Below are 24,142 nucleotides of genomic sequence, written 5' to 3'. Positions count from 1 at the left end.
ATGACCCAGGCCTTCGACGTCCAGGTCACGGCGGTCCAGGAGCTAGGACCGAACTTCCGGCGGGTCACCCTGGGCGGCTATTCGTTGCGGAACTTCGGTGTCCACGGCAGCACCCTGGACCTGCGCATCAAACTCATGATCCCCTCGCTGGCGCCCGACGGCAACGCGCTGCCGCTGCCGGAATTCCGGACGGAGCAGGCCGGCTGGTACCGCGAGTGGCTGGCCATGGATCCTGAAACCCGCGGGTCCATGCGCACCTACACCGTGCGGCAGGAACGCCTCGACGCCGTCTACCCGGAACTCGACGTCGACTTCGTGATGCACTTCGACGACGCCGGCCACGGCGGACCGGCCGCCAACTGGGCCCGCAACGCCAAACCGGGGGACACCCTGACCCTGATCGGACCCAACAACCGGGCCGCGCACTGCGTCACCGCCGAAACCTACTCGGGGATCGAATGGCGTCCGGGGATGGCCCAGCGGGTCCTGCTGGCCGGAGATGAGACGGCTGTCCCTGCCATCAGCGCCATTCTTGAGAGCCTCCCGCCGTACTTCAGCGGGCATGCCATCCTGGAGGTGCCCGAGGCCGGCGACTTCCAGGGCATCACGACAGCCGCCGACGTCGAGATCACCTGGCTCGCGCGCGGAGCGGCGATCGGCCGGTCACGTCCGCACGGCGAATTGTTGCAGGAAGCGGTCCGGGCCGCCGTGACCCTCCCGGGCTGGGTCGGGCTCCGGCCCTCCGTTGAGCCTGCGGCTGGCCCCGAGCCCGAGGACGTCAACGTGGACCACGACATTCTCTGGGAGACGCCCGCCCGGATGGATGCCGCGGCGATCAGCGCCAGCCGGAATCCGGACAAGCCCGCGGGGGCCATGCCGTTCTACGCCTGGATTGCCGGAGAAGCGGGAGTCGTCAAGGAGATGCGCCGGTACCTGGTGCGGGATGTCGGGATCGACCGGAAACAGGTAGCGTTTATGGGGTACTGGCGGCAGGGGAAGGCCGAGCTCTAGGCGACGCTCCCGCAGCTTTCGCGCCTATAGTTCCGACGCTGCCGCACTGCTGTGCCCCTCTTGTTCACCCCGACGTCGTCCGGGTTGGCTAGCGTGGGCGGTATGGCCGAGAAGCTTCTGTCCCCGGGCGCTGACGGGCGGCGGGTTTATGTTGCACTGGGGGATTCCTTCACCGAAGGGGTGGGGGACTACAACTCCCGGCTGCCCAACGGGGTCCGCGGCTGGGCGGACCGGGTGGCGGAGCAGCTGGCCAGGGCCGACCCGGGATGGGAGTACGCCAACCTTGCCATCCGCAGCAAGAGGCTGCGGCAGATCATCGCGGAGCAGCTCGAACCCGCGCTGGCCATGGAACCGACCCTGATCACCCTGTACGCGGGCGGGAACGACATCCTGGATCTCGGGACCGACATCCGCGCGTTGATGAAGGACTATGAATACCTCGTCGCCAGGCTTGCCGCCAACGGGGCCACCGTGGTGCTGTTCACCGGTTTCGACGTCAGGGTCTCGGCGCTGCTGGAACCCCTCAAGAGGCGGAACGCCCTCTACAACCAGCGGGTCCGCGAGGTGGCGGCGAGGTACGAGGCGGTACTGGTGGATTACTGGTGCTTCGACGCGTTCTACGATCCGCGGATGTGGGACTCGGACCGTCTGCACATGTCCAAAGCCGGCCACAAGTATCTCGCCGGCCAGGTCCTGGACCAGCTCGGGGTTGTACACAAGGTCAAGCCCAAGGAATGGGCGCCCGCGGCGAAACTCGGCCTCCGCGACCGGGGGCGCGGACAGCGGCGCTGGGTCAGCGACTGGGTGCTGCCGCTCTTTGCGCGCAAGCTCCGGGGCGTCACGCTCGGGGACGAGCTCAGCCCCCGCTGGCCGGCGCCGGTCAGGGTTCCGCCGAAGGCGGGACTGAAGAAACTCACCGCCAAGGTCCCCGCGGGCTGACCCCTACTCCTCTTCGGGGGCTCCTCCACGCGGTGCCCGCCTGCGTCAGCTGTCCAGCAGGTTTTCGTAGCCCGGCGCCACCCGGCTCGCGTGGAACTCCTCGACGTCGAACTCGGCCACTCCGTTGATGTAGAAGGGGTCCCTTGCCAGCGAGGCGTCCAGGGCGTCGCGGTCCGCGTTGGAGAGCAGCAGGGCTCCCGTGCGCGGGATCTTCCGCCCCGCGACCATAAAGATGCCCTGGTCGAAGGCGTCCTGCAGCCACGTGACGTGCGCCGGTAGATGGAAGTCAACGATCTCTTCGGGGACCTTATAGGTCAGGGAGACTACATACATAGGGTCAGCCTAGCGCCTGTCCGCGGCGCCCGGGCAGGATTCTCCCGGTCACGGAATCCCGCGAAGTTGAACCGTCAAGCTTCAATGCTCCTAGACTGTACCCATGACTGAACCGCGCTGGCTGAACGCCGACGAACGCCGGGCCTGGCTGGCCCAAGTGAGCATCAACACCCTGCTTCCGGCCGCACTGGACACGCAGCTGCACCATGCGCGCAAGCTCTCTCTTTTCGACTACAACGTCCTCGCAATGCTCTCCGAGGCCGATGGCCGCTTCCTGCCCATGAGCGAACTGGCCGCGCGCACCAGCGCGTCCCTGTCCCGGCTGTCCCATGTGGTCACCAAACTGCAGAACCGCGGCTGGGTGGAGCGCCGTCCGCACCCCGGCGATGCCCGGGTCACGACGGCGCACCTCACCGACGCGGGAATGGCGACTATCGAGGAGCTCGCCCCAGGCCACGTCGAGGCGGTCCGATCGCTGTTCCTGGACGCCCTGAGCGAGAAGGACGTCGCTGACCTCGCCCGGATCGGCGAGAAGATCGTGGGCCGCCTGGACAAGGACCACTGGATCCTGCGGGAGAGCAAGCAGGCCTAGGGCCGCCGTGAGGCCTGCCGCGACCCGCGGTCGCCTAGTGTTGGCACTATGGAATCGCCGATCGACAGCTACCTGCGCCAGATCCACGCCGAGATCGCCGAGCTCAAGGACGGCAAGCCCTACAGCACCATTCCGGCCATGGCCAACGTGGACCCGGACAACTTCGGCATCGCCCTGGCCACCGTGGACGGCAAGGTGTACGAGATCGGTGACACCCGCGAGGAATTCACCATCCAGTCCATCTCCAAGCCCTTCACCTACGGGCTGGCCCTGGAGGACCTCGGCGCCGAGGCCGTGGACGCCAAAGTGGACGTCGAACCGTCCGGGGACTCTTTCAACGAGATCTCCCTGGCCGAAGGGACCGGCCGGCCAACGCGATGATCAACGCCGGCGCCCTCACCGCCACCTCGCTGATCCGGGGATCCGGCGGGCAGTCCGGGTTCAAGCGGATCCTCAGCACCTACTCCGCGTTCGCCGGCCGTCCGCTCTCAGTCAGTGAGAAGGTCTTCGAATCCGAACTCAAGCACGGGCACCGCAACACGGCACTCGCGTACCTGCTGCGGTCCTTCAACATCATTGAGGACGATCCGACGCCGGTCCTGGAGGACTATTTCCGCCAGTGCTCGGTCCTGGTGAACTGCTTCGACCTCTCGATCATGGCCGCCACCCTGGCCAATGGCGGCCGGAATCCGCTCAGCGGCAAGCAGGTGCTGGAGATCGGCCCGGTGGAACGCGTGCTGTCCGTCATGATGACTTCCGGTATGTACGACGACGCCGGGGCCTGGATCAGCAGCGTGGGGATGCCGGGAAAGAGCGGGGTGGCAGGCGGAATCATCGCCGTGCTGCCCGGCCAGGTGGGCCTGGCCGTCTACTCGCCGCCGCTGGATGAGCACGGCAGCAGTGTCCGCGGCCTGGCAACGGCACAGCGCCTCTCCCAGGACATGGAGCTCCACTTCGTCCGCGCGGCCCGGACGGGCCGGTCGGCCATCCTCGCCGCGTACGACGTGACCGAGACGCCCTCGGGCATCCGCCGGAACGACGAGGCCGCCGACGTCCTGCGTGCCCACGGCCACCGGGCGCGGGTGATCGAAGTCAACGGCGACCTCCTCTTCGCCGGAACCGAGTCCATGGTGCGGGAGCTCAGCAGCCTGGCGGACGACGTCGAGCTGGTGGTCCTGGACGTGCGCCGCACCGACCAGGTCAGCGAGGTTGCCGTGCGCATGCTGGCCAAGGCCAGGCAGGGGATGGCCGACGCCGGCCGGGAAATGGTGCTGATTGAGGCGGACGGTGCCGTCACGGAGGCCCTGGGGCTGTCAGCGCAGCGCCAGGTGCCGTCCTTCGAATCCCGGAGCGCCGCCGTCGAATACTGTGAAAACCGCCTGCTGGAGCGCCACGGGGACCACCTGCTGCTCCCGGACCACGTGCCGGTCACCGCGTCACCGGCGCTCGCGCCGCTGGAGGAGGCAGACGCCGCGGCGCTGGAAGCGCTGATGACCCCGAAGTCCTACGACGACGGCGACGTCATCCGGCGCGTCGGGCTGCGGTTCGGCGGGGTCTACTTCATCACCTCCGGACGGGTCAGCAGCACGTCCCCGGGGCCCACCGCGGACCGCGTGAAGCTGAATACGCTCAGCGCCGGCATGACCTTTGGCGAACTGGCGCTGGGCAGCGGAAACCGGCAGGAAACCACCGTCCGGGCGGTGGGCCCGGTGGAGGTCATGGTGCTCAGCGCGGAGGCAATTTCCGAGCTGGAAGCCGCCGACCCGCGCCTGGCCATCGCCCTCTGGAAGGCACTGACCCGCGACGCCTACACCCGTGTCGAGCAGTACCTGCGCGAAACGGCGGTCCGGATCCGCGAATAGCGGCTCTGCGGGGCCCGCCTGTTTGCGGCCCGCTTTGTTTGCTTGGAGCAACTGCTGGCAGACTGGATCCATGGATTTCACCTCCCGCTATGTAGCCCTTGGCGACTCCTTCACGGAAGGCGTCGGCGACGACGACCCCGCCCGTCCCAACGGCGTCCGGGGCTGGGCGGACCGGGTGGCGGAGCAGCTGGGCGCCGCCGACCCCGGCTTCGGGTACGCCAATCTCGCCATCCGCGGCCGGAAGCTGCGCCAGATCATGGCCGAACAGGTCGACGCCGCCGTCGCCCTCAAACCGACCCTCGTGAGCATCTACGCCGGGGCCAACGACATCCTCCGGCCCAAGGTGGACATCGATGATCTGCTGGTGGACTACGACGCCGGCATCCGCAAACTCACGGCCACCGGCGCGACTGTGGTGATGTTCACCGGTTTCGACTCCCGCGGCTCGAAGATCTTCAGCACGACGCGCGGCCGGACCGCGATCTACAACGAACTGGTCCGCGGCATTGCCGGGGACCACGGCGCCCTCCTGGTGGACTACTGGCGCTTCAGCGAATACTACGACTGGGGAATGTGGGCGACCGACCGGATGCACATGTCCGCCGCGGGCCACGCGAACATGGCCAAGCGCGTCCTCAGCGTCCTGGAGCACGACCATTCCATCGATGTCCCGCCCATGACCCCGGTGCCGGAACTCAGCCGGACCGAGGCCATCCGCGCCAACGCCCGCTGGGTCCGCGAATTCGCCGGGCCGTGGGTGGTCCGCCGCGTCACCGGGAAGTCCTCCGGCGACGGACTGACGCCGCGCTACCCCCGGCTCACGCACCTCTAGGCGCGGAACCCCGGCGTCGCGAGCAGTTCCCCGCCGCCGAGGACGGCGAGCACCTCGACGTCCCAGCTGTCGGTGGCCCAGTTCAGCATCCGCCTCCCGCCGGCGACGACCGCCGTCGCGAGCACATCCGCGGTGAGAATGTCCGCGGCGGCCACCGACACCTGGCGGAAATCGAGGGGTCCGAGCCCGGTCCGGCCGGCTCCGGTCCGGTCTGCCCCGGCCCGGCCGCCCCCGGCCCGCCAGATGTGATTGCCGCGCTCGGCGGTCCCGGACGTGGCCAGCGCGGCGAAGCGGCCGGTGCCGCCCAGGGAAAAGCCCGAGAGCAGCGACCGGCGGTCCTGCGGATCCACGATGCCGGCCAGCCACAGGGACCCGGTTCCAGGCGCGGGTGAACCGCTCACCAGCACGTCGCCGCCGGCGTTCAGGCACCAGTCCTCGATGCCGGCGCAGTCCAGGGCGGAGGCCGCCTGGTCGATGGCGTAACCCTTGATGATTCCGGTCAGGTCCAGCACGCCGTCGGGCCGCTCGGGCGTGAAGAACCCGTCGGTCAGCAGCCGCCACCCCGTGGCGTCCGCAAAGCGGGCACGGAAGGCCGCCGAGGCGTCCCGGAGCGTAACCTCGCCGCGGGCCAGCTGGCTCGCCTCGGAATCAGGCCGGTAGAGACTGAACGTCGCGTCCAGGCCGGCGAACACGCGTTCGACGGCGGCCGTGGCATCTTCCAGCACTTCCCCGCCGTCCCGGGCGGCCGGCAGGGCGAGGCTGATGACGGTCCCCATGCACTGGAAGGTCCTGCTTTTCAGGGCAGGGCCGCCCTGGTTGGTGTCGCTCCGCGTCGGGCTCTCGGCGGGCGAAGGCTTAGAGGTTCGCTGCATCGAGGGCTGCCTGAAGCGAAGTCAAATACGCGTCACTGGTGACGGTGGCGCCGCTGATGGTCTGCACCTGGGCGGACTGGGCCTTGATGACCGCGGCCCGGAGCAGCGGTGCGGCCCGGTTGCTGATTTGCACCGACTTGCGGTCGTCGTCGGTCAACTGGAGGGCGGTGACGTCCGTGACGGCACCGGCCTTCACGGTAATCTGCACCTGGACGGCGCCAAAACGGGTCTGGACCACACTGCCGGCATAGGTGAGGGCGGCCTGCGCCGCGGTCCCTGCGCCCGCTGCCGACCCGGACGATGCGCCGGACGAAGTACCGGACGACGGGGCTGCCGAGCTGGCCGCCGGCGTGCTCCCGGTGTCGGCGACGTGGGCGCCGGATTGCCAGCCGGCCAGGAGAATCCCGGCGGAGGCCAGTGCTGCTGAAACCGCTGTGCGTGTTCTCACCAGTCGAACCTTTCATTGTGGATTTGTTCTTCGCGGACACCGGCCGCGCGGGCTTCGCCGATCACACCGCGCGCCCAGGCGGACGGGCCGCAGATGTACACGTCGGCGTCGGCGACGTCCGGGGCGTAGCTGGCCAGCCGGTGTCCTGAACGGACGGCCGACTCGGGCAGCCAGCTATGTCCGCTGGCGGTCCGGGCGCCGGTCAGGTGGAACAACGTGGCGCCGCGTCGGCGGCACAGGTCCAGGATTTCGTCGCCCAGGTACAGCTCCTCCTCGCTGTGGCCGCGGAGGATCACCGTGGCGTTGCCCGGGTCGAAGGGGGTGCGCTCCAACAGGGCGCGGATGGGAGTGATTCCAATGCCCGCTCCGATCAGAACGACGCGGTTCCGGCTGCGGGCCGCGGTGCTGAAGAGCCCGTAAGGGCCCTCGATGGCCGCCCTCGTCCCGGGTTTCAGCCGGGCCAGCTGCGTCGAGCCCCGGCCGAGGTTGCGCACGGTGATCCGCAGCGTGCCGCGGCCCGAGGAATCGAACAGCACAGGCTCCGCGGAGAGGCTGAAGGGGTGCGGATGCCACCACGCGCCCGGGGACAGGAACCGCCAGATGAAGAACCTGCCGCCGCTGCCGGCCAGCTCGTCGAGGTGGCGGCCTGCCAGTTCAATGCTGACGACGCCGGGACCCTCCGTCACGACGCGGCTCACCGTCAGCCGATGCCGGACGGTGGCCACGAGCGGCTCCAGGAAGCGGTAATGAGCCAGGGCGGCGCCGGTTCCGATGCAGATGGCCAGCCAGTACCAGCGTTGCCAGGTGCCCTCGGCGAACAGCCCGCCGGCGCTGAACTGATGCGGGATCGCGGTCAGCACCGCGGCATAGGTGAGCAGGTGGACGGCGTACCAGAATTCGTAAGGAAACCGCCGCCGCACGGCCACGAGCGAGGTGGCCACCACGGCGATGAACAACCCGATCGACACGACGGCGAGCCACATGTCGGGGACCAGCACCCACAGGGCCACGAGCTCACTGACCGGATCGAGCCCTTCGGCCATCCCGTATCCGATGGCGATGAGAATTCCGTGCGCGAGCAGCAGATACAGCGACGGTTTGCCGAGTTGCCGGTGGAATTCCAGCGCCCGGTCATGCCCGACGGCGCCGTCGATCAGCGGGATACGCGCCGCCAGCAGCAACATCAGCAACACCAGATCCATGCCGGCGAGGCCGGCAACGATTCCCAAAGCCGTGACGGAGCCGGCCAACGTCGAGAACCCGGCGGCGCCGCCGTCGGCGAGCCACAGTGCGACGGCAAAGGCCACGGAGGCCCACGCGAGCACCGTCAGCAGGTCCGCCCGGAACAATCGGCTCCGGGACTGACCACGGAACTGCTCCACGGGAGTGCGGGGTGCCGTGGCCGGCACGGCCATCGGGAGTGGGGAGTTCATGGCTCCACGGTCCGCCCGCAGCCTATCAATTGGCTGTGAAACTGCTAGGGGGTCGATGTGACTTCGCACGGAACCGGGCTTCGCCCCTTATACACCGTCAGTTGCCGGATTGGTCTTTAATTCGTCAAGCTCGTAGACTTGGTAGGCGCTAGGTGGCGCGGAGCGTGTGCAATTGCTCCGGTTGGAGGGATCTGTCTGCAAAATTGGCAGTCCTGATGGCCGGTAGTTAGGGGCTCAAATTGCGTGCACTCCTGTATTCGCCCAGCATCCCGGTACTTCGCGGTGGCCATCCGAAAGGATTCCGCCGCCCGGTAACCGTGGCCCACAATCTTCGCCGCAGTGCGGAAAGCAGTCGGTTCACACCGTTGCCTGACTCCTGCCGGAACCCTGTGGGCGCTGGATGCGGACGCCGCCTGTCGCACGGTTACGCGGGAACTCCGCCGATCGTTTCATTTATTTTTGAGGAGAGTCGTCATGGCAGCACACTGCCAGGTGACCGGAGCCGAGCCGGGCTTTGGACACAGCATTTCGCACTCGCACCGTCGCAACAAGCGCCGGTTCGACCCGAACATCCAGAAGAAGCGCTACTGGGTTCCGTCCCTGCGCCGTAATGTCACTCTGCAGCTCTCTGCAAAGGGCATCAAGACCATCGACGTGCGTGGCATCGACGTAGTCGTAGCCGCCATCCTGGCACGAGGAGTGAAGCTCTAATGGCTAAGGACAAGGACGTACGTCCGATCATCAAGCTCAAGTCGACCGCGGGCACGGGTTACACCTACGTGACGCGGAAGAACCGTCGTAACAACCCGGACCGCATGGTTCTGAAGAAGTACGACCCCCGCATCCGCAAGCACGTCGAATTCCGAGAGGAGCGCTAAACACATGGCTAAGAAGTCAATGATCGCTAAGAACGAACAGCGTAAAGTCATCGTCGAGCGTTATGCTGCAAAGCGCCTCGAACTGAAGAAGGCTCTGGTTGACCCCGCGTCGACCGACGAGGCACGCGAAGCTGCACGCCTCGGCCTGCAGAAGCTGCCCCGCAACGCCTCACCGGTACGTCTGCGTAACCGCGACATCATCGATGGCCGCCCGCGCGGTACCTTCCAGAAGTTCGGCATCTCCCGTGTTCGCTTCCGCGACATGGCTCACCGCGGTGAGCTCCCGGGCATCACGAAGTCTTCCTGGTAATTCAGCACCCCTGAAGCCAGTGGCTTGAAGAAGGGCCGGCGCCTCTTGGCGCCGGCCCTTTTGCATTTAAAAGCTCGACGCCGGGCTGCAGCTCCCGGGGGGCGGGGAGCGGGTCACGCCTGCGGGGGGAGGCAGGAGTGTGACCCACTCCATAGGGCCGTCCTTCCGGGTTCCTGGTTGCAGTGGTGGTCCGGGTGGGGTTGGTTTCGGTGTGGTGGCGGGGTTTTTGGGGTGTGGGGGGTGGTGTGGGGGTGGATTTGTGTGTGGTCGGTGGGGTGTGTAAAGTAGTTCGAGTCGCCGCCGCTGATGCGGAAAGATTGCGACCGACCCCCTGATAAACAGCCTGGAAATGGTTCGCAGTTTTGCGTGCCGAGTATGGGTGGGGATCCGGGTTGGTGGAGTTGTGGATCGGTGAAACGCTGGTTTGCAAAGTTCCGCTGGTTCGGGTAAGTTTGGGAAGTTGCTCCGGAGCGATCCACGGCTGAGGTTGTGGTGGTGCCGGGTGTGTCTGTTGTTTGAGAACTCAATAGTGTGCCAAGTTTGTTGATACCAATTTATTGTATTGAATTGGTTGAATTGACCAGGCCTGCCACCCCGTGGTGTGGTCTGGTTTTTACAGCTGGTTTCAAATTTTGTGCATTGTGTGCATCCCGTTTTCCCGGGGGCGCATGGTGTGTCTGTTTTACTTCAACGGAGAGTTTGATCCTGGCTCAGGATGAACGCTGGCGGCGTGCTTAACACATGCAAGTCGAACGATGATCCCAGCTTGCTGGGGGATTAGTGGCGAACGGGTGAGTAACACGTGAGTAACCTGCCCTTAACTCTGGGATAAGCCTGGGAAACTGGGTCTAATACCGGATATGACTCCTCATCGCATGGTGGGGGGTGGAAAGCTTTATTGTGGTTTTGGATGGACTCGCGGCCTATCAGCTTGTTGGTGAGGTAATGGCTCACCAAGGCGACGACGGGTAGCCGGCCTGAGAGGGTGACCGGCCACACTGGGACTGAGACACGGCCCAGACTCCTACGGGAGGCAGCAGTGGGGAATATTGCACAATGGGCGAAAGCCTGATGCAGCGACGCCGCGTGAGGGATGACGGCCTTCGGGTTGTAAACCTCTTTCAGTAGGGAAGAAGCGAAAGTGACGGTACCTGCAGAAGAAGCGCCGGCTAACTACGTGCCAGCAGCCGCGGTAATACGTAGGGCGCAAGCGTTATCCGGAATTATTGGGCGTAAAGAGCTCGTAGGCGGTTTGTCGCGTCTGCCGTGAAAGTCCGGGGCTCAACTCCGGATCTGCGGTGGGTACGGGCAGACTAGAGTGATGTAGGGGAGACTGGAATTCCTGGTGTAGCGGTGAAATGCGCAGATATCAGGAGGAACACCGATGGCGAAGGCAGGTCTCTGGGCATTAACTGACGCTGAGGAGCGAAAGCATGGGGAGCGAACAGGATTAGATACCCTGGTAGTCCATGCCGTAAACGTTGGGCACTAGGTGTGGGGGACATTCCACGTTTTCCGCGCCGTAGCTAACGCATTAAGTGCCCCGCCTGGGGAGTACGGCCGCAAGGCTAAAACTCAAAGGAATTGACGGGGGCCCGCACAAGCGGCGGAGCATGCGGATTAATTCGATGCAACGCGAAGAACCTTACCAAGGCTTGACATGAACCGGAAACACCTGGAAACAGGTGCCCCGCTTGCGGTCGGTTTACAGGTGGTGCATGGTTGTCGTCAGCTCGTGTCGTGAGATGTTGGGTTAAGTCCCGCAACGAGCGCAACCCTCGTTCTATGTTGCCAGCGCGTTATGGCGGGGACTCATAGGAGACTGCCGGGGTCAACTCGGAGGAAGGTGGGGACGACGTCAAATCATCATGCCCCTTATGTCTTGGGCTTCACGCATGCTACAATGGCCGGTACAAAGGGTTGCGATACTGTGAGGTGGAGCTAATCCCAAAAAGCCGGTCTCAGTTCGGATTGGGGTCTGCAACTCGACCCCATGAAGTCGGAGTCGCTAGTAATCGCAGATCAGCAACGCTGCGGTGAATACGTTCCCGGGCCTTGTACACACCGCCCGTCAAGTCACGAAAGTTGGTAACACCCGAAGCCGGTGGCCTAACCCCTTGTGGGAGGGAGCTGTCGAAGGTGGGACTGGCGATTGGGACTAAGTCGTAACAAGGTAGCCGTACCGGAAGGTGCGGCTGGATCACCTCCTTTCTAAGGAGCACCTACAATCATCTTGCCCCGTGTATGCGGGTGTGGAGGGGTTGTCAGGAGTACGCCCGTTGCGCAGACGCTAGTTCTGCGGCGGGTGCTCACGGGTGGAATATCAGCAAATAGCGGCCGCCGGTTTTTCCCCGGCACCCAGTACGGATACACGCCCCTTTGGGGGTGGTGGTCCTGGAACGGTGCCTGGGAGGGTAACGGGCGGTTTAGTGTTTGGCACACTGTTGGGTCCTGAGGCAACAGGACCACGGCACGCAGCTCTGCGCGGGTTCCCTTACGGGGGAGTCCGGGGCGGGGGGCGCGTGGTGTGGGACTTGTGTTTCTGGTTTCCTGGCTGCACCGAGCACACACGAATGCGTGTGTGGGGTGTGTGGTACGGGGTTGTTGTTTGAGAACTACATAGTGGACGCGAGCATCTTTTATAAGAAGCAATTTCCAAGATATATGAACCTGGATCTGTTGTCTCATCCCTTTGGGGTGGGGTGATGGTTTCTGTGGTTCTCTCGAAAGAATAGCGTTTTATTGATCTTTTGTGGTCAAGTTTTTAAGAGCACACGGTGGATGCCTTGGCATTAGGAGCCGAAGAAGGACGTAGGAATCTGCGATAAGCCTGGGGGAGTCGATAACCGGACTGTGATCCCAGGGTGTCCGAATGGGGAAACCCCGCCAGGGGCGCGAGCTGCCTGGTGACCCGCATCTGAACACATAGGGTGCGTGGAGGGAACGCGGGGAAGTGAAACATCTCAGTACCCGCAGGAAGAGAAAACAATAGTGATTCCGTCAGTAGTGGCGAGCGAACGCGGATCAGGCTAAACCGTTCCATGTGTGATAGCCGGCGGGCGTTGCATGGTCGGGGTTGTGGGACTTCCCATTCTGTCTCTGCCGGGACAGTGGGGTGTGTAGTACAGGCATAGGTGAACGGTCTTGAAAGGCCGGCCAGAGAGGGTGTGAGCCCCGTAACCGAAATGTTGTGTACCGCCCGGGGAGTATCCCAAGTAGCACGGGGCCCGAGAAATCCCGTGTGAATCTGTCAGGACCACCTGATAAGCCTAAATACTCCCTAATGACCGATAGCGGACCAGTACCGTGAGGGAAAGGTGAAAAGTACCCCGGGAGGGGAGTGAAACAGTACCTGAAACCGTGTGCTTACAATCCGTCGGAGCCAGTCTGATTCTGGTGACGGCGTGCCTTTTGAAGAATGAGCCTGCGAGTTAGTGTTACGTCGCGAGGTTAACCCGTGTGGGGAAGCCGTAGCGAAAGCGAGTCTGAATAGGGCGTTGCAGTGGCGTGATCTAGACCCGAAGCGAAGTGATCTACCCATGGCCAGGTTGAAGCGACGGTAAGACGTCGTGGAGGACCGAACCCACTTCAGTTGAAAATGGAGGGGATGAGCTGTGGGTAGGGGTGAAAGGCCAATCAAACTTCGTGATAGCTGGTTCTCCCCGAAATGCATTTAGGTGCAGCGTTGCGTGTTTCTTACCGGAGGTAGAGCTACTGGATGGCTAATGGGCCCTACAAGGTTACTGACGTCAGCCAAACTCCGAATGCCGGTAAGTGAGAGCGCAGCAGTGAGACTGTGGGGGATAAGCTTCATAGTCGAGAGGGAAACAGCCCAGACCACCAACTAAGGCCCCTAAGCGTGTGCTAAGTGGGAAAGGATGTGGAGTTGCGAAGACAACCAGGAGGTTGGCTTAGAAGCAGCCATCCTTAAAAGAGTGCGTAATAGCTCACTGGTCAAGTGATTCCGCGCCGACAATGTAGCGGGGCTCAAGTACACCGCCGAAGTTGTGGATTTCAGATATTAGCTAAGCCGCCCCTTGTGGGTTGGTTCAGGCGTCTGGAGTGGTAGGGGAGCGTCGTGTGGGCAGTGAAGTCGCGGTGTAAACCAGCGGTGGAGCCTACACGAGTGAGAATGCAGGCATGAGTAGCGAAAGACGGGTGAGAAACCCGTCCGCCGAATGATCAAGGGTTCCAGGGTCAAGCTAATCTGCCCTGGGTAAGTCGGGACCTAAGGCGAGGCCGACAGGCGTAGTCGATGGACAACGGGTTGATATTCCCGTACCGGCGAAAAACCGCCCATGCTGAACAGGGGATACTAACCGCCCGAAACCTGCCCGGCCGCCCTTGTGGCGACCCGGGTTTTGGTGGAGCGCGGGACCTGATCCTGGGAGGCAAGCGTATTAACAGGTGTGACGCAGGAAGGTAGCCGAGCCGGGCGATGGTTGTCCCGGTCTAAGGATGTAGGGCGAACGGTAGGCAAATCCGCCGTTCATGATGCCTGAGACCCGATGGGACTCCCGTAAGGGGGGATTCGGTGATCCTATGCTGCCTAGAAAAGCATCGACGCGAGGTTTTAGCCGCCCGTACCCCAAACCGACACAGGTGATCAGGTAGAGAATACTAAGGCGATCGAGAGAATTATGGTTAAGGAACTCGGCAAAATGCCCCCGTAACTTCGGGAGAAGGGGGGCCCCCATCGTGATGGACACAAGCTGTCCGGAGCGTGCAGGGGCCGCAGAGACCAGGGGGAAGCGACTGTTTACTAAAAACACAGGTCCGTGCGAAGTCGCAAGACGATGTATACGGACTGACTCCTGCCCGGTGCTGGAAGGTTAAGAGGACCGGTTAGCCGCAAGGCGAAGCTGAGAATTCAAGCCCCAGTAAACGGCGGTGGTAACTATAACCATCCTAAGGTAGCGAAATTCCTTGTCGGGTAAGTTCCGACCTGCACGAATGGAGTAACGACTTCCCCGCTGTCTCAACCATAAACTCGGCGAAATTGCAGTACGAGTAAAGATGCTCGTTACGCGCAGCAGGACGGAAAGACCCCGAGACCTTTACTATAGTTTGGTATTGGTGTTCGGAGTGGCTTGTGTAGGATAGGTGGGAGACGTTGAAGCCCGGACGCCAGTTCGGGTGGAGTCATCGTTGAAATACCACTCTGGTCACTTTGGACATCTAACTTCGGCCCGTAATCCGGGTCAGGGACAGTGCCTGATGGGTAGTTTAACTGGGGCGGTTGCCTCCTAAAAAGTAACGGAGGCGCCCAAAGGTTCCCTCAGCCTGGTTGGCAATCAGGTGTCGAGTGTAAGTGCACAAGGGAGCTTGACTGTGAGAGAGACATCTCGAGCAGGGACGAAAGTCGGGACTAGTGATCCGGCGGTACATTGTGGAATGGCCGTCGCTCAACGGATAAAAGGTACCTCGGGGATAACAGGCTGATCTTGCCCAAGAGTCCATATCGACGGCATGGTTTGGCACCTCGATGTCGGCTCGTCGCATCCTGGGGCTGGAGTAGGTCCCAAGGGTTGGGCTGTTCGCCCATTAAAGCGGTACGCGAGCTGGGTTTAGAACGTCGTGAGACAGTTCGGTCCCTATCCGCTGCGCGCGCAGGAAATTTGAGAAGGGCTGTCCTTAGTACGAGAGGACCGGGACGGACGAACCTCTGGTGTGTCAGTTGTACTGCCAAGTGCACCGCTGATTAGCTACGTTCGGATGGGATAACCGCTGAAAGCATCTAAGCGGGAAGCTCGCTTCGAGATGAGATTTCCATACACCTTGTGTGTGAGAGGCCCCCAGCCAGACCACTGGGTTGATAGGCCGGATGTGGAAGCGAGGACTAACGACTCGTGAAGCTGACCGGTACTAATAGGCCGATAACTTACACCACACACTCCCTTCGTGAACGGATTCAAAAGACGTTCACACCATGAAGAGAGTACAAAGATAACAAGACTGCTTGCGTCCACTATGTGGTTCCCAAACAACAAACCCGCCACCGCGGCCACGTTGTTCCAGGGAACAAAACCACAACCAAATAAACAACACCACAGTTGTAACACCACAGATTTCCCACCCGCCACACCCCCAGGGGCCGTGACGGGAACGGGAGCAAGGGTTACGGCGGTCATAGCGTGGGGGAAACGCCCGGTCCCATTCCGAACCCGGAAGCTAAGACCCACAGCGCCGATGGTACTGCACCCGGGAGGGTGTGGGAGAGTAGGTCACCGCCGGAACATCATTAAACGGTCGAGAGCCCCAACCACACGGTTGGGGCTCTCCCGCATTTAACCCCAAAACAGCACCCCAAACGCCGGCTCCGGGCAGCGGGGGAACTTCCTGCCGCGGATCCAGGCCAGGAGCTCGATAGAGAGCCCGCCGCTCACCGCAGCCGCACCCTCTGCCCGCAACAAATCCGGCGGCGGGCACGCGAGAGGGAAGAAGTCTTGGGCGAGGGGCAGGTTCATCAGGATCAGTAGATTCGAACACATGCGAGCAGCACCGCCAGCTTCTTGGTATCGAACGGGCGGGAGACCACCGCAAGAATCCACAGCCCCAACACCGAGAGGGCCAGTACCGACGCGGACTGCAATGTCTCCGGTGTGTCCCCGGCAGCTCCGCTCGACTGCGCGTAGAGGTTCAACCCCAGCGTGCGGCGGTGACGATGAGCCCTGCCGGGACGGCGAAGGACAGTGACCTGCGGAGGAACCCGGGCCGGTAGCGGCTGGTAGTGACCATCCCATCCAGCAGCACCAGCAGCAGCCGGGGATCGGCCGGAAGCGTCCGGGCATCGTAGCCCTCCCCGACGTCCAGGCCCACGGTGCGGGCAATCGCCCCGGCCGTCCTAGGGTCGTCGCCCGAAATGACTTTCAGCTCAACGCCCTCGTGGCGGAAGTAGTCCAGCGTCTGTCGCGCATCGGGGCGGATCTATTCCCGAAACGTAAGCACAATGACGGGTTCCACAACCGCCGGCAGGGTGGCCGACTCGGCCGTGGTGGTTGTGCCGGCGGCATGGGCCAGCACCACAGTCCGCAGGCCGGATTCGGCGAACCGGCCGGACCTGCCGAGGGCGGCGTCTGCCGCCAGCGCCGCGTCTGCACTGCCGGACCGGTCCGCCAGCACGACTTCCGGGGCGCCGAGGATCCATGTTCCTGAGCCCGGCGTTCCGCCGTCGAACGTCACGGAACTCCACTTCCGGGCGGAAGAGAACGGAACGGATGAGACCGCCAGGCTGCCGCCGTCGTGCTCAAAAGGCCTTTCAAGGCAGCGCGAGGTCGCGGTTGCCTCCGGATCCGCAGCGAACCAGCCTAAGGCGTGCGACCAACCCGGTTCCGCGGGCTCGGACAGTTCGTGCACACCGTCGAAGATGATTCCTCCTTCGGTGAGCGTTCCGGTCTTGTCGAGGCAAAGGACGTCGACGCGGGCCAGGCCCTCGACCGCTGCCAGCTCCTGGACGAGGACCTTGTTCCCGGCAGGCCGGACCGCGCCGACGGCAAAAGCCACGCTCGAGAGCAAGACCAGGCCCAGCGGAATCAGGGCGATGACGCTCGCAATCACCCCTACGAGCGCGGCAGGCCAGGCGCCGTTGGCGATGGCCTGCTCCCAGCCGCCCCTGGACTGCATTTCGCCGTTGGCAACGATGAGGGCAACCGGCATAGCGCCCAGGTAAGGCAGCCGAGGATCCGGTTGAGCCTGTTCCGGATCTCAGAGTTGACCAGCGAGAACCGCTTCGCGTCCGCGGCGATCCTGCTGGAGAAGGAGTCAGCTCCCACCCGGATCACCCGTGCCGTGCCCCGGCCGGCAACAATGACCGAGCCGGAGAGGACTTCGGTCCCCGCATCCGTATCCACGGGGTCCGATTCCCTGGTCAGGAGGGATTCATCGGCCTCCAGCCCGCGGCGGCTCTTCAGGACCGAGGCATCGGCCGTGACCTGGTCGCCGGCCCGGAGCACCAGGACATCGTCAAGCACGACGTCGGCGGTCGGGATCTCCCGCAGAGTCCCGTCACGCAGGACCCGGGCCCGCGGGGCCTCGAGGACCGCGAGGCGGTCCAGGGACCGCTTGGCGCGGTACTCCTGCACAACGCCAATGACGGCGTTGCCTACAGTTGCCAGCCCAAACAGGGCGTCCTGCCAACTGCCCAGCAGTAGCAGGACGACGAAGCTCGTGCCCACTATCGCGTTGAACAGGGTCAGCACATTCGTGCGCACGATCTCCCAGAGGCTGCGGTTCGTCGCGTCCGTTACACGGTTGGCAAAGCCATGCCTCATCCGGGAGGAGACTTCGCCCCCGGACAGGCCGGCGGCGGCCGGTCCGGACACCGATGGAGCAAGTCTGGCCTGTGGCGCCGGCGTTCGGCCATCACCTCCTGATCGTAAAACGGGAAGGAGCCCCGAATGCAGGTGATGCACCCCACAGGCAGTGTTTCTTGGGCTGAGGGGGTGCGGGGTGGTCCGGGTGGGGTTGGTTTCGGTGTGGTGGCGGGGTTTTTGGGGTGTGGGGGGTGGTGTGGGGGTGGATTTGTGTGTGGTCGGTGGGGTGTGTAAAGTAGTTCGAGTCGCCGCCGCTGATGCGGAAAGATTGCGACCGACCCCCTGATAAACAGCCTGGAAATGGTTCGCAGTTTTGCGTGCCGAGTATGGGTGGGGATCCGGGTTGGTGGAGTTGTGGATCGGTGAAACGCTGGTTTGCAAAGTTCCGCTGGTTCGGGTAAGTTTGGGAAGTTGCTCCGGAGCGATCCACGGCTGAGGTTGTGGTGGTGCCGGGTGTGTCTGTTGTTTGAGAACTCAATAGTGTGCCAAGTTTGTTGATACCAATTTATTGTATTGAATTGGTTGAATTGACCAGGCCTGCCACCCCGTGGTGTGGTCTGGTTTTTACAGCTGGTTTCAAATTTTGTGCATTGTGTGCATCCCGTTTTCCCGGGGGCGCATGGTGTGTCTGTTTTACTTCAACGGAGAGTTTGATCCTGGCTCAGGATGAACGCTGGCGGCGTGCTTAACACATGCAAGTCGAACGATGATCCCAGCTTGCTGGGGGATTAGTGGCGAACGGGTGAGTAACACGTGAGTAACCTGCCCTTAACTCTGGGATAAGCCTGGGAAACTGGGTCTAATACCGGATATGACTCCTCATCGCATGGTGGGGGGTGGAAAGCTTTATTGTGGTTTTGGATGGACTCGCGGCCTATCAGCTTGTTGGTGAGGTAATGGCTCACCAAGGCGACGACGGGTAGCCGGCCTGAGAGGGTGACCGGCCACACTGGGACTGAGACACGGCCCAGACTCCTACGGGAGGCAGCAGTGGGGAATATTGCACAATGGGCGAAAGCCTGATGCAGCGACGCCGCGTGAGGGATGACGGCCTTCGGGTTGTAAACCTCTTTCAGTAGGGAAGAAGCGAAAGTGACGGTACCTGCAGAAGAAGCGCCGGCTAACTACGTGCCAGCAGCCGCGGTAATACGTAGGGCGCAAGCGTTATCCGGAATTATTGGGCGTAAAGAGCTCGTAGGCGGTTTGTCGCGTCTGCCGTGAAAGTCCGGGGCTCAACTCCGGATCTGCGGTGGGTACGGGCAGACTAGAGTGATGTAGGGGAGACTGGAATTCCTGGTGTAGCGGTGAAATGCGCAGATATCAGGAGGAACACCGATGGCGAAGGCAGGTCTCTGGGCATTAACTGACGCTGAGGAGCGAAAGCATGGGGAGCGAACAGGATTAGATACCCTGGTAGTCCATGCCGTAAACGTTGGGCACTAGGTGTGGGGGACATTCCACGTTTTCCGCGCCGTAGCTAACGCATTAAGTGCCCCGCCTGGGGAGTACGGCCGCAAGGCTAAAACTCAAAGGAATTGACGGGGGCCCGCACAAGCGGCGGAGCATGCGGATTAATTCGATGCAACGCGAAGAACCTTACCAAGGCTTGACATGAACCGGAAACACCTGGAAACAGGTGCCCCGCTTGCGGTCGGTTTACAGGTGGTGCATGGTTGTCGTCAGCTCGTGTCGTGAGATGTTGGGTTAAGTCCCGCAACGAGCGCAACCCTCGTTCTATGTTGCCAGCGCGTTATGGCGGGGACTCATAGGAGACTGCCGGGGTCAACTCGGAGGAAGGTGGGGACGACGTCAAATCATCATGCCCCTTATGTCTTGGGCTTCACGCATGCTACAATGGCCGGTACAAAGGGTTGCGATACTGTGAGGTGGAGCTAATCCCAAAAAGCCGGTCTCAGTTCGGATTGGGGTCTGCAACTCGACCCCATGAAGTCGGAGTCGCTAGTAATCGCAGATCAGCAACGCTGCGGTGAATACGTTCCCGGGCCTTGTACACACCGCCCGTCAAGTCACGAAAGTTGGTAACACCCGAAGCCGGTGGCCTAACCCCTTGTGGGAGGGAGCTGTCGAAGGTGGGACTGGCGATTGGGACTAAGTCGTAACAAGGTAGCCGTACCGGAAGGTGCGGCTGGATCACCTCCTTTCTAAGGAGCACCTACAATCATCTTGCCCCGTGTATGCGGGTGTGGAGGGGTTGTCAGGAGTACGCCCGTTGCGCAGACGCTAGTTCTGCGGCGGGTGCTCACGGGTGGAATATCAGCAAATAGCGGCCGCCGGTTTTTCCCCGGCACCCAGTACGGATACACGCCCCTTTGGGGTGGTGGTCCTGGAACGGTGCCTGGGAGGGTAACGGGCGGTTTAGTGTTTGGCACACTGTTGGGTCCTGAGGCAACAGGACCACGGCACGCAGCTCTGCGCGGGTTCCCTTACGGGGGAGTCCGGCGCGGGGGCGGCGTGGTGTGGGACTTGTGTTTCTGGTTTCCTGGCTGCACCGAGCACACACGAATGCGTGTGTGGGGTGTGTGGTACGGGGTTGTTGTTTGAGAACTACATAGTGGACGCGAGCATCTTTTATAAGAAGCAATTTCCAAGATATATGAACCTGGATCTGTTGTCTCATCCTTAGGGGTGGGGTGATGGTTTCTGTGGTTCTCTCGAAAGAATAGCGTTTTATTGATCTTTTGTGGTCAAGTTTTTAAGAGCACACGGTGGATGCCTTGGCATTAGGAGCCGAAGAAGGACGTAGGAATCTGCGATAAGCCTGGGGGAGTCGATAACCGGACTGTGATCCCAGGGTGTCCGAATGGGGAAACCCCGCCAGGGGCGCGAGCTGCCTGGTGACCCGCATCTGAACACATAGGGTGCGTGGAGGGAACGCGGGGAAGTGAAACATCTCAGTACCCGCAGGAAGAGAAAACAATAGTGATTCCGTCAGTAGTGGCGAGCGAACGCGGATCAGGCTAAACCGTTCCATGTGTGATAGCCGGCGGGCGTTGCATGGTCGGGGTTGTGGGACTTCCCATTCTGTCTCTGCCGGGACAGTGGGGTGTGTAGTACAGGCATAGGTGAACGGTCTTGAAAGGCCGGCCAGAGAGGGTGTGAGCCCCGTAACCGAAATGTTGTGTACCGCCCGGGGAGTATCCCAAGTAGCACGGGGCCCGAGAAATCCCGTGTGAATCTGTCAGGACCACCTGATAAGCCTAAATACTCCCTAATGACCGATAGCGGACCAGTACCGTGAGGGAAAGGTGAAAAGTACCCCGGGAGGGGAGTGAAACAGTACCTGAAACCGTGTGCTTACAATCCGTCGGAGCCAGTCTGATTCTGGTGACGGCGTGCCTTTTGAAGAATGAGCCTGCGAGTTAGTGTTACGTCGCGAGGTTAACCCGTGTGGGGAAGCCGTAGCGAAAGCGAGTCTGAATAGGGCGTTGCAGTGGCGTGATCTAGACCCGAAGCGAAGTGATCTACCCATGGCCAGGTTGAAGCGACGGTAAGACGTCGTGGAGGACCGAACCCACTTCAGTTGAAAATGGAGGGGATGAGCTGTGGGTAGGGGTGAAAGGCCAATCAAACTTCGTGATAGCTGGTTCTCCCCGAAATGCATTTAGGTGCAGCGTTGCGTGTTTCTTACCGGAGGTAGAGCTACTGGATGGCTAATGGGCCCTACAAGGTTACTGACGTCAGCCAAACTCCGAATGCCGGTAAGTGAGAGCGCAGCAGTGAGACTGTGGGGGATAAGCTTCATAGTCGAGAGGGAAACAGCCCAGACCACCAACTAAGGCCCCTAAGCGTGTGCTAAGTGGGAAAGGATGTGGAGTTGCGAAGACAACCAGGAGGTTGGCTTAGAAGCAGCCATCCTTAAAAGAGTGCGTAATAGCTCACTGGTCAAGTGATTCCGCGCCGACAATGTAGCGGGGCTCAAGTACACCGCCGAAGTTGTGGATTTCAGATATTAGCTAAGCCGCCCCTTGTGGGTTGGTTCAGGCGTCTGGAGTGGTAGGGGAGCGTCGTGTGGGCAGTGAAGTCGCGGTGTAAACCAGCGGTGGAGCCTACACGAGTGAGAATGCAGGCATGAGTAGCGAAAGACGGGTGAGAAACCCGTCCGCCGAATGATCAAGGGTTCCAGGGTCAAGCTAATCTGCCCTGGGTAAGTCGGGACCTAAGGCGAGGCCGACAGGCGTAGTCGATGGACAACGGGTTGATATTCCCGTACCGGCGAAAAACCGCCCATGCTGAACAGGGGATACTAACCGCCCGAAACCTGCCCGGCCGCCCTTGTGGCGACCCGGGTTTTGGTGGAGCGCGGGACCTGATCCTGGGAGGCAAGCGTATTAACAGGTGTGACGCAGGAAGGTAGCCGAGCCGGGCGATGGTTGTCCCGGTCTAAGGATGTAGGGCGAACGGTAGGCAAATCCGCCGTTCATGATGCCTGAGACCCGATGGGACTCCCGTAAGGGGGGATTCGGTGATCCTATGCTGCCTAGAAAAGCATCGACGCGAGGTTTTAGCCGCCCGTACCCCAAACCGACACAGGTGATCAGGTAGAGAATACTAAGGCGATCGAGAGAATTATGGTTAAGGAACTCGGCAAAATGCCCCCGTAACTTCGGGAGAAGGGGGGCCCCCATCGTGATGGACACTAGCTGTCCGGAGCGTGCAGGGGCCGCAGAGACCAGGGGGAAGCGACTGTTTACTAAAAACACAGGTCCGTGCGAAGTCGCAAGACGATGTATACGGACTGACTCCTGCCCGGTGCTGGAAGGTTAAGAGGACCGGTTAGCCGCAAGGCGAAGCTGAGAATTCAAGCCCCAGTAAACGGCGGTGGTAACTATAACCATCCTAAGGTAGCGAAATTCCTTGTCGGGTAAGTTCCGACCTGCACGAATGGAGTAACGACTTCCCCGCTGTCTCAACCATAAACTCGGCGAAATTGCAGTACGAGTAAAGATGCTCGTTACGCGCAGCAGGACGGAAAGACCCCGAGACCTTTACTATAGTTTGGTATTGGTGTTCGGAGTGGCTTGTGTAGGATAGGTGGGAGACGTTGAAGCCCGGACGCCAGTTCGGGTGGAGTCATCGTTGAAATACCACTCTGGTCACTTTGGACATCTAACTTCGGCCCGTAATCCGGGTCAGGGACAGTGCCTGATGGGTAGTTTAACTGGGGCGGTTGCCTCCTAAAAAGTAACGGAGGCGCCCAAAGGTTCCCTCAGCCTGGTTGGCAATCAGGTGTCGAGTGTAAGTGCACAAGGGAGCTTGACTGTGAGAGAGACATCTCGAGCAGGGACGAAAGTCGGGACTAGTGATCCGGCGGTACATTGTGGAATGGCCGTCGCTCAACGGATAAAAGGTACCTCGGGGATAACAGGCTGATCTTGCCCAAGAGTCCATATCGACGGCATGGTTTGGCACCTCGATGTCGGCTCGTCGCATCCTGGGGCTGGAGTAGGTCCCAAGGGTTGGGCTGTTCGCCCATTAAAGCGGTACGCGAGCTGGGTTTAGAACGTCGTGAGACAGTTCGGTCCCTATCCGCTGCGCGCGCAGGAAATTTGAGAAGGGCTGTCCTTAGTACGAGAGGACCGGGACGGACGAACCTCTGGTGTGTCAGTTGTACTGCCAAGTGCACCGCTGATTAGCTACGTTCGGATGGGATAACCGCTGAAAGCATCTAAGCGGGAAGCTCGCTTCGAGATGAGATTTCCATACACCTTGTGTGTGAGAGGCCCCCAGCCAGACCACTGGGTTGATAGGCCGGATGTGGAAGCGAGGACTAACGACTCGTGAAGCTGACCGGTACTAATAGGCCGATAACTTACACCACACACTCCCTTCGTGAACGGATTCAAAAGACGTTCACACCATGAAGAGAGTACAAAGATAACAAGACTGCTTGCGTCCACTATGTGGTTCCCAAACAACAAACCCGTTGCTTGAGGAACAAAACCACAACCAAATAAACAACACCACAGTTGTAACACCACAGATTTCCCACCCGCCACACCCCCCAGGGGCCGTGACGGGAACGGGAGCAAGGGTTACGGCGGTCATAGCGTGGGGGAAACGCCCGGTCCCATTCCGAACCCGGAAGCTAAGACCCACAGCGCCGATGGTACTGCACCCGGGAGGGTGTGGGAGAGTAGGTCACCGCCGGAACATCATTAAACGGTCGAGAGCCCCAACCACACGGTTGGGGCTCTCCCGCATTTAACAGCCAAAACAGGTCGGGCAGACTCCGCACCCGTCTTCCCCGGCGTCGCAGAGCTCAGCCTGGTCAGCGGGCGCCTTCGGGGCCCCGCAGCGGC

At 61.7% G+C, this 24,142-nt stretch carries 15 protein-coding genes, 6 rRNA genes and 1 pseudogene; 15 read left to right on the top strand and 7 right to left on the bottom strand.

What is annotated here, in order from left to right; genetic code table 11:
- Both AC06G6_RS19150 and AC06G6_RS19145 read left to right on the top strand, forming a co-directional pair.
- Complete coding sequence (locus tag AC06G6_RS19150; protein WP_479828767.1) at window positions 1–1,011, top strand: siderophore-interacting protein; 1,011 nt, start codon at window positions 1–3, stop codon at window positions 1,009–1,011.
- A gap of 102 nt (window positions 1,012–1,113) precedes the next feature.
- The gene (locus AC06G6_RS19145) at window positions 1,114–1,950 is read left to right on the top strand and encodes an SGNH/GDSL hydrolase family protein (protein ID WP_479824773.1); all 837 of its coding nucleotides are present in this window, start codon (window positions 1,114–1,116) and stop codon (window positions 1,948–1,950) included.
- Window positions 1,951–1,995: 45 nt separating this feature from the next.
- On the opposite strand, the gene AC06G6_RS19140 is transcribed toward AC06G6_RS19145, so the two are convergent.
- Window positions 1,996–2,283, bottom strand: a complete 288-nt coding sequence (locus AC06G6_RS19140) for a YciI family protein (RefSeq protein WP_307456606.1) — start codon at window positions 2,281–2,283, stop codon at window positions 1,996–1,998.
- 103 nt (window positions 2,284–2,386) lie between these two features.
- On the opposite strand from AC06G6_RS19140, the gene AC06G6_RS19135 reads away from it, so the two are divergent.
- The 4 genes and pseudogenes from AC06G6_RS19135 to AC06G6_RS19120 all read left to right on the top strand — a co-directional run bounded on the left by AC06G6_RS19135 (window position 2,387) and on the right by AC06G6_RS19120 (window position 5,569).
- Window positions 2,387–2,875, top strand: a complete 489-nt coding sequence (locus AC06G6_RS19135; protein WP_479824771.1) for a MarR family winged helix-turn-helix transcriptional regulator — start codon at window positions 2,387–2,389, stop codon at window positions 2,873–2,875.
- Between the two features lie 48 nt (window positions 2,876–2,923).
- Window positions 2,924–3,768 (top strand): annotated as a pseudogene (glsA, locus tag AC06G6_RS19130) (glutaminase A); the annotation flags it as partial.
- A gap of 48 nt (window positions 3,769–3,816) precedes the next feature.
- Window positions 3,817–4,737 carry a Crp/Fnr family transcriptional regulator gene (locus AC06G6_RS19125; protein ID WP_479828765.1) on the top strand — a complete coding sequence of 307 codons (921 nt, stop codon included), beginning with the start codon at window positions 3,817–3,819 and terminating at the stop codon, window positions 4,735–4,737.
- 70 nt (window positions 4,738–4,807) lie between these two features.
- A complete protein-coding gene (locus AC06G6_RS19120) occupies window positions 4,808–5,569 on the top strand; it encodes an SGNH/GDSL hydrolase family protein (RefSeq protein ID WP_479824769.1) in 762 nt (253 codons plus the stop codon).
- On the opposite strand, the gene AC06G6_RS19115 is transcribed toward AC06G6_RS19120, so the two are convergent.
- The 3 genes from AC06G6_RS19115 to AC06G6_RS19105 all read right to left on the bottom strand — a co-directional run bounded on the left by AC06G6_RS19115 (window position 5,566) and on the right by AC06G6_RS19105 (window position 8,322).
- Window positions 5,566–6,345: an FAD:protein FMN transferase gene (locus tag AC06G6_RS19115; RefSeq protein WP_479824767.1), complete on the bottom strand. Its 780-nt coding sequence runs from the start codon at window positions 6,343–6,345 to the stop codon at window positions 5,566–5,568. The genes AC06G6_RS19120 and AC06G6_RS19115 overlap by 4 nt on opposite strands.
- Before the next feature lie 79 nt (window positions 6,346–6,424).
- Window positions 6,425–6,889 (bottom strand): FMN-binding protein, encoded by a 465-nt coding sequence (locus AC06G6_RS19110; RefSeq protein ID WP_479824765.1) that lies wholly within the window; start codon window positions 6,887–6,889, stop codon window positions 6,425–6,427.
- Window positions 6,886–8,322 carry a ferredoxin reductase family protein gene (locus tag AC06G6_RS19105; RefSeq protein ID WP_479824763.1) on the bottom strand — a complete coding sequence of 479 codons (1,437 nt, stop codon included), beginning with the start codon at window positions 8,320–8,322 and terminating at the stop codon, window positions 6,886–6,888. The genes AC06G6_RS19110 and AC06G6_RS19105 overlap by 4 nt, the downstream gene beginning before the upstream one ends.
- A 474-nt stretch (window positions 8,323–8,796) precedes the next feature.
- Here AC06G6_RS19105 and rpmB point away from each other — a divergent pair, with 474 nt between their 5' ends.
- The 6 genes from rpmB to rrf (AC06G6_RS19075) all read left to right on the top strand — a co-directional run bounded on the left by rpmB (window position 8,797) and on the right by rrf (AC06G6_RS19075) (window position 15,746).
- On the top strand, window positions 8,797–9,033 hold the full coding sequence (rpmB, locus tag AC06G6_RS19100) for a 50S ribosomal protein L28 (protein ID WP_056342125.1): 237 nt from the start codon (window positions 8,797–8,799) through the stop codon (window positions 9,031–9,033).
- Window positions 9,033–9,200: a 50S ribosomal protein L33 gene (gene rpmG / locus AC06G6_RS19095; RefSeq protein ID WP_307456590.1), complete on the top strand. Its 168-nt coding sequence runs from the start codon at window positions 9,033–9,035 to the stop codon at window positions 9,198–9,200. Before rpmB ends, rpmG begins: the two co-directional genes overlap by 1 nt.
- 4 nt (window positions 9,201–9,204) lie before the next feature.
- Complete coding sequence (rpsN, locus tag AC06G6_RS19090) at window positions 9,205–9,510, top strand: 30S ribosomal protein S14 (protein WP_011693742.1); 306 nt, start codon at window positions 9,205–9,207, stop codon at window positions 9,508–9,510.
- A 687-nt stretch (window positions 9,511–10,197) separates the two neighbouring features.
- Window positions 10,198–11,721: ribosomal RNA gene (locus AC06G6_RS19085) — 16S ribosomal RNA — on the top strand.
- 543 nt (window positions 11,722–12,264) lie between these two features.
- A 23S ribosomal RNA gene (locus AC06G6_RS19080) occupies window positions 12,265–15,400 on the top strand.
- 229 nt (window positions 15,401–15,629) lie between these two features.
- Window positions 15,630–15,746, top strand: a 5S ribosomal RNA gene (gene rrf / locus AC06G6_RS19075).
- The 16S, 23S and 5S rRNA genes sit together here, the layout of an rRNA operon.
- Window positions 15,747–16,149: 403 nt before the next feature.
- Here rrf (AC06G6_RS19075) and AC06G6_RS19070 read toward each other — a convergent pair.
- The 3 genes from AC06G6_RS19070 to AC06G6_RS19060 form a co-directional block, all read right to left on the bottom strand.
- Window positions 16,150–16,329 carry a hypothetical protein gene (locus AC06G6_RS19070; protein WP_479824761.1) on the bottom strand — a complete coding sequence of 60 codons (180 nt, stop codon included), beginning with the start codon at window positions 16,327–16,329 and terminating at the stop codon, window positions 16,150–16,152.
- Between the two features lie 108 nt (window positions 16,330–16,437).
- Complete coding sequence (locus AC06G6_RS19065; protein ID WP_479824759.1) at window positions 16,438–17,166, bottom strand: hypothetical protein; 729 nt, start codon at window positions 17,164–17,166, stop codon at window positions 16,438–16,440.
- A complete protein-coding gene (locus tag AC06G6_RS19060; RefSeq protein ID WP_479824757.1) occupies window positions 17,070–17,780 on the bottom strand; it encodes a P-type ATPase actuator domain-containing protein in 711 nt (236 codons plus the stop codon). Before AC06G6_RS19060 ends, AC06G6_RS19065 begins: the two co-directional genes overlap by 97 nt.
- 680 nt (window positions 17,781–18,460) lie before the next feature.
- Between AC06G6_RS19060 and AC06G6_RS19055 the strand changes: the two genes are divergently transcribed.
- The 3 genes from AC06G6_RS19055 (at window position 18,461) to rrf (AC06G6_RS19045) (ending at window position 23,993) form a co-directional block, all read left to right on the top strand.
- A 16S ribosomal RNA gene (locus tag AC06G6_RS19055) occupies window positions 18,461–19,984 on the top strand.
- Window positions 19,985–20,525: 541 nt separating this feature from the next.
- Window positions 20,526–23,661 (top strand): 23S ribosomal RNA (locus tag AC06G6_RS19050).
- A 215-nt stretch (window positions 23,662–23,876) separates the two neighbouring features.
- Window positions 23,877–23,993, top strand: a 5S ribosomal RNA gene (gene rrf, locus AC06G6_RS19045).
- The last annotated feature ends 149 nt before the right edge of the window (window positions 23,994–24,142 follow it).

The sequence above is a fragment of the Arthrobacter sp. CJL-S3 genome (assembly GCF_056711635.1).
Note: the sequence above shows the minus strand (reverse complement) of the source record. Positions and strands in the feature narration are given on the sequence as shown.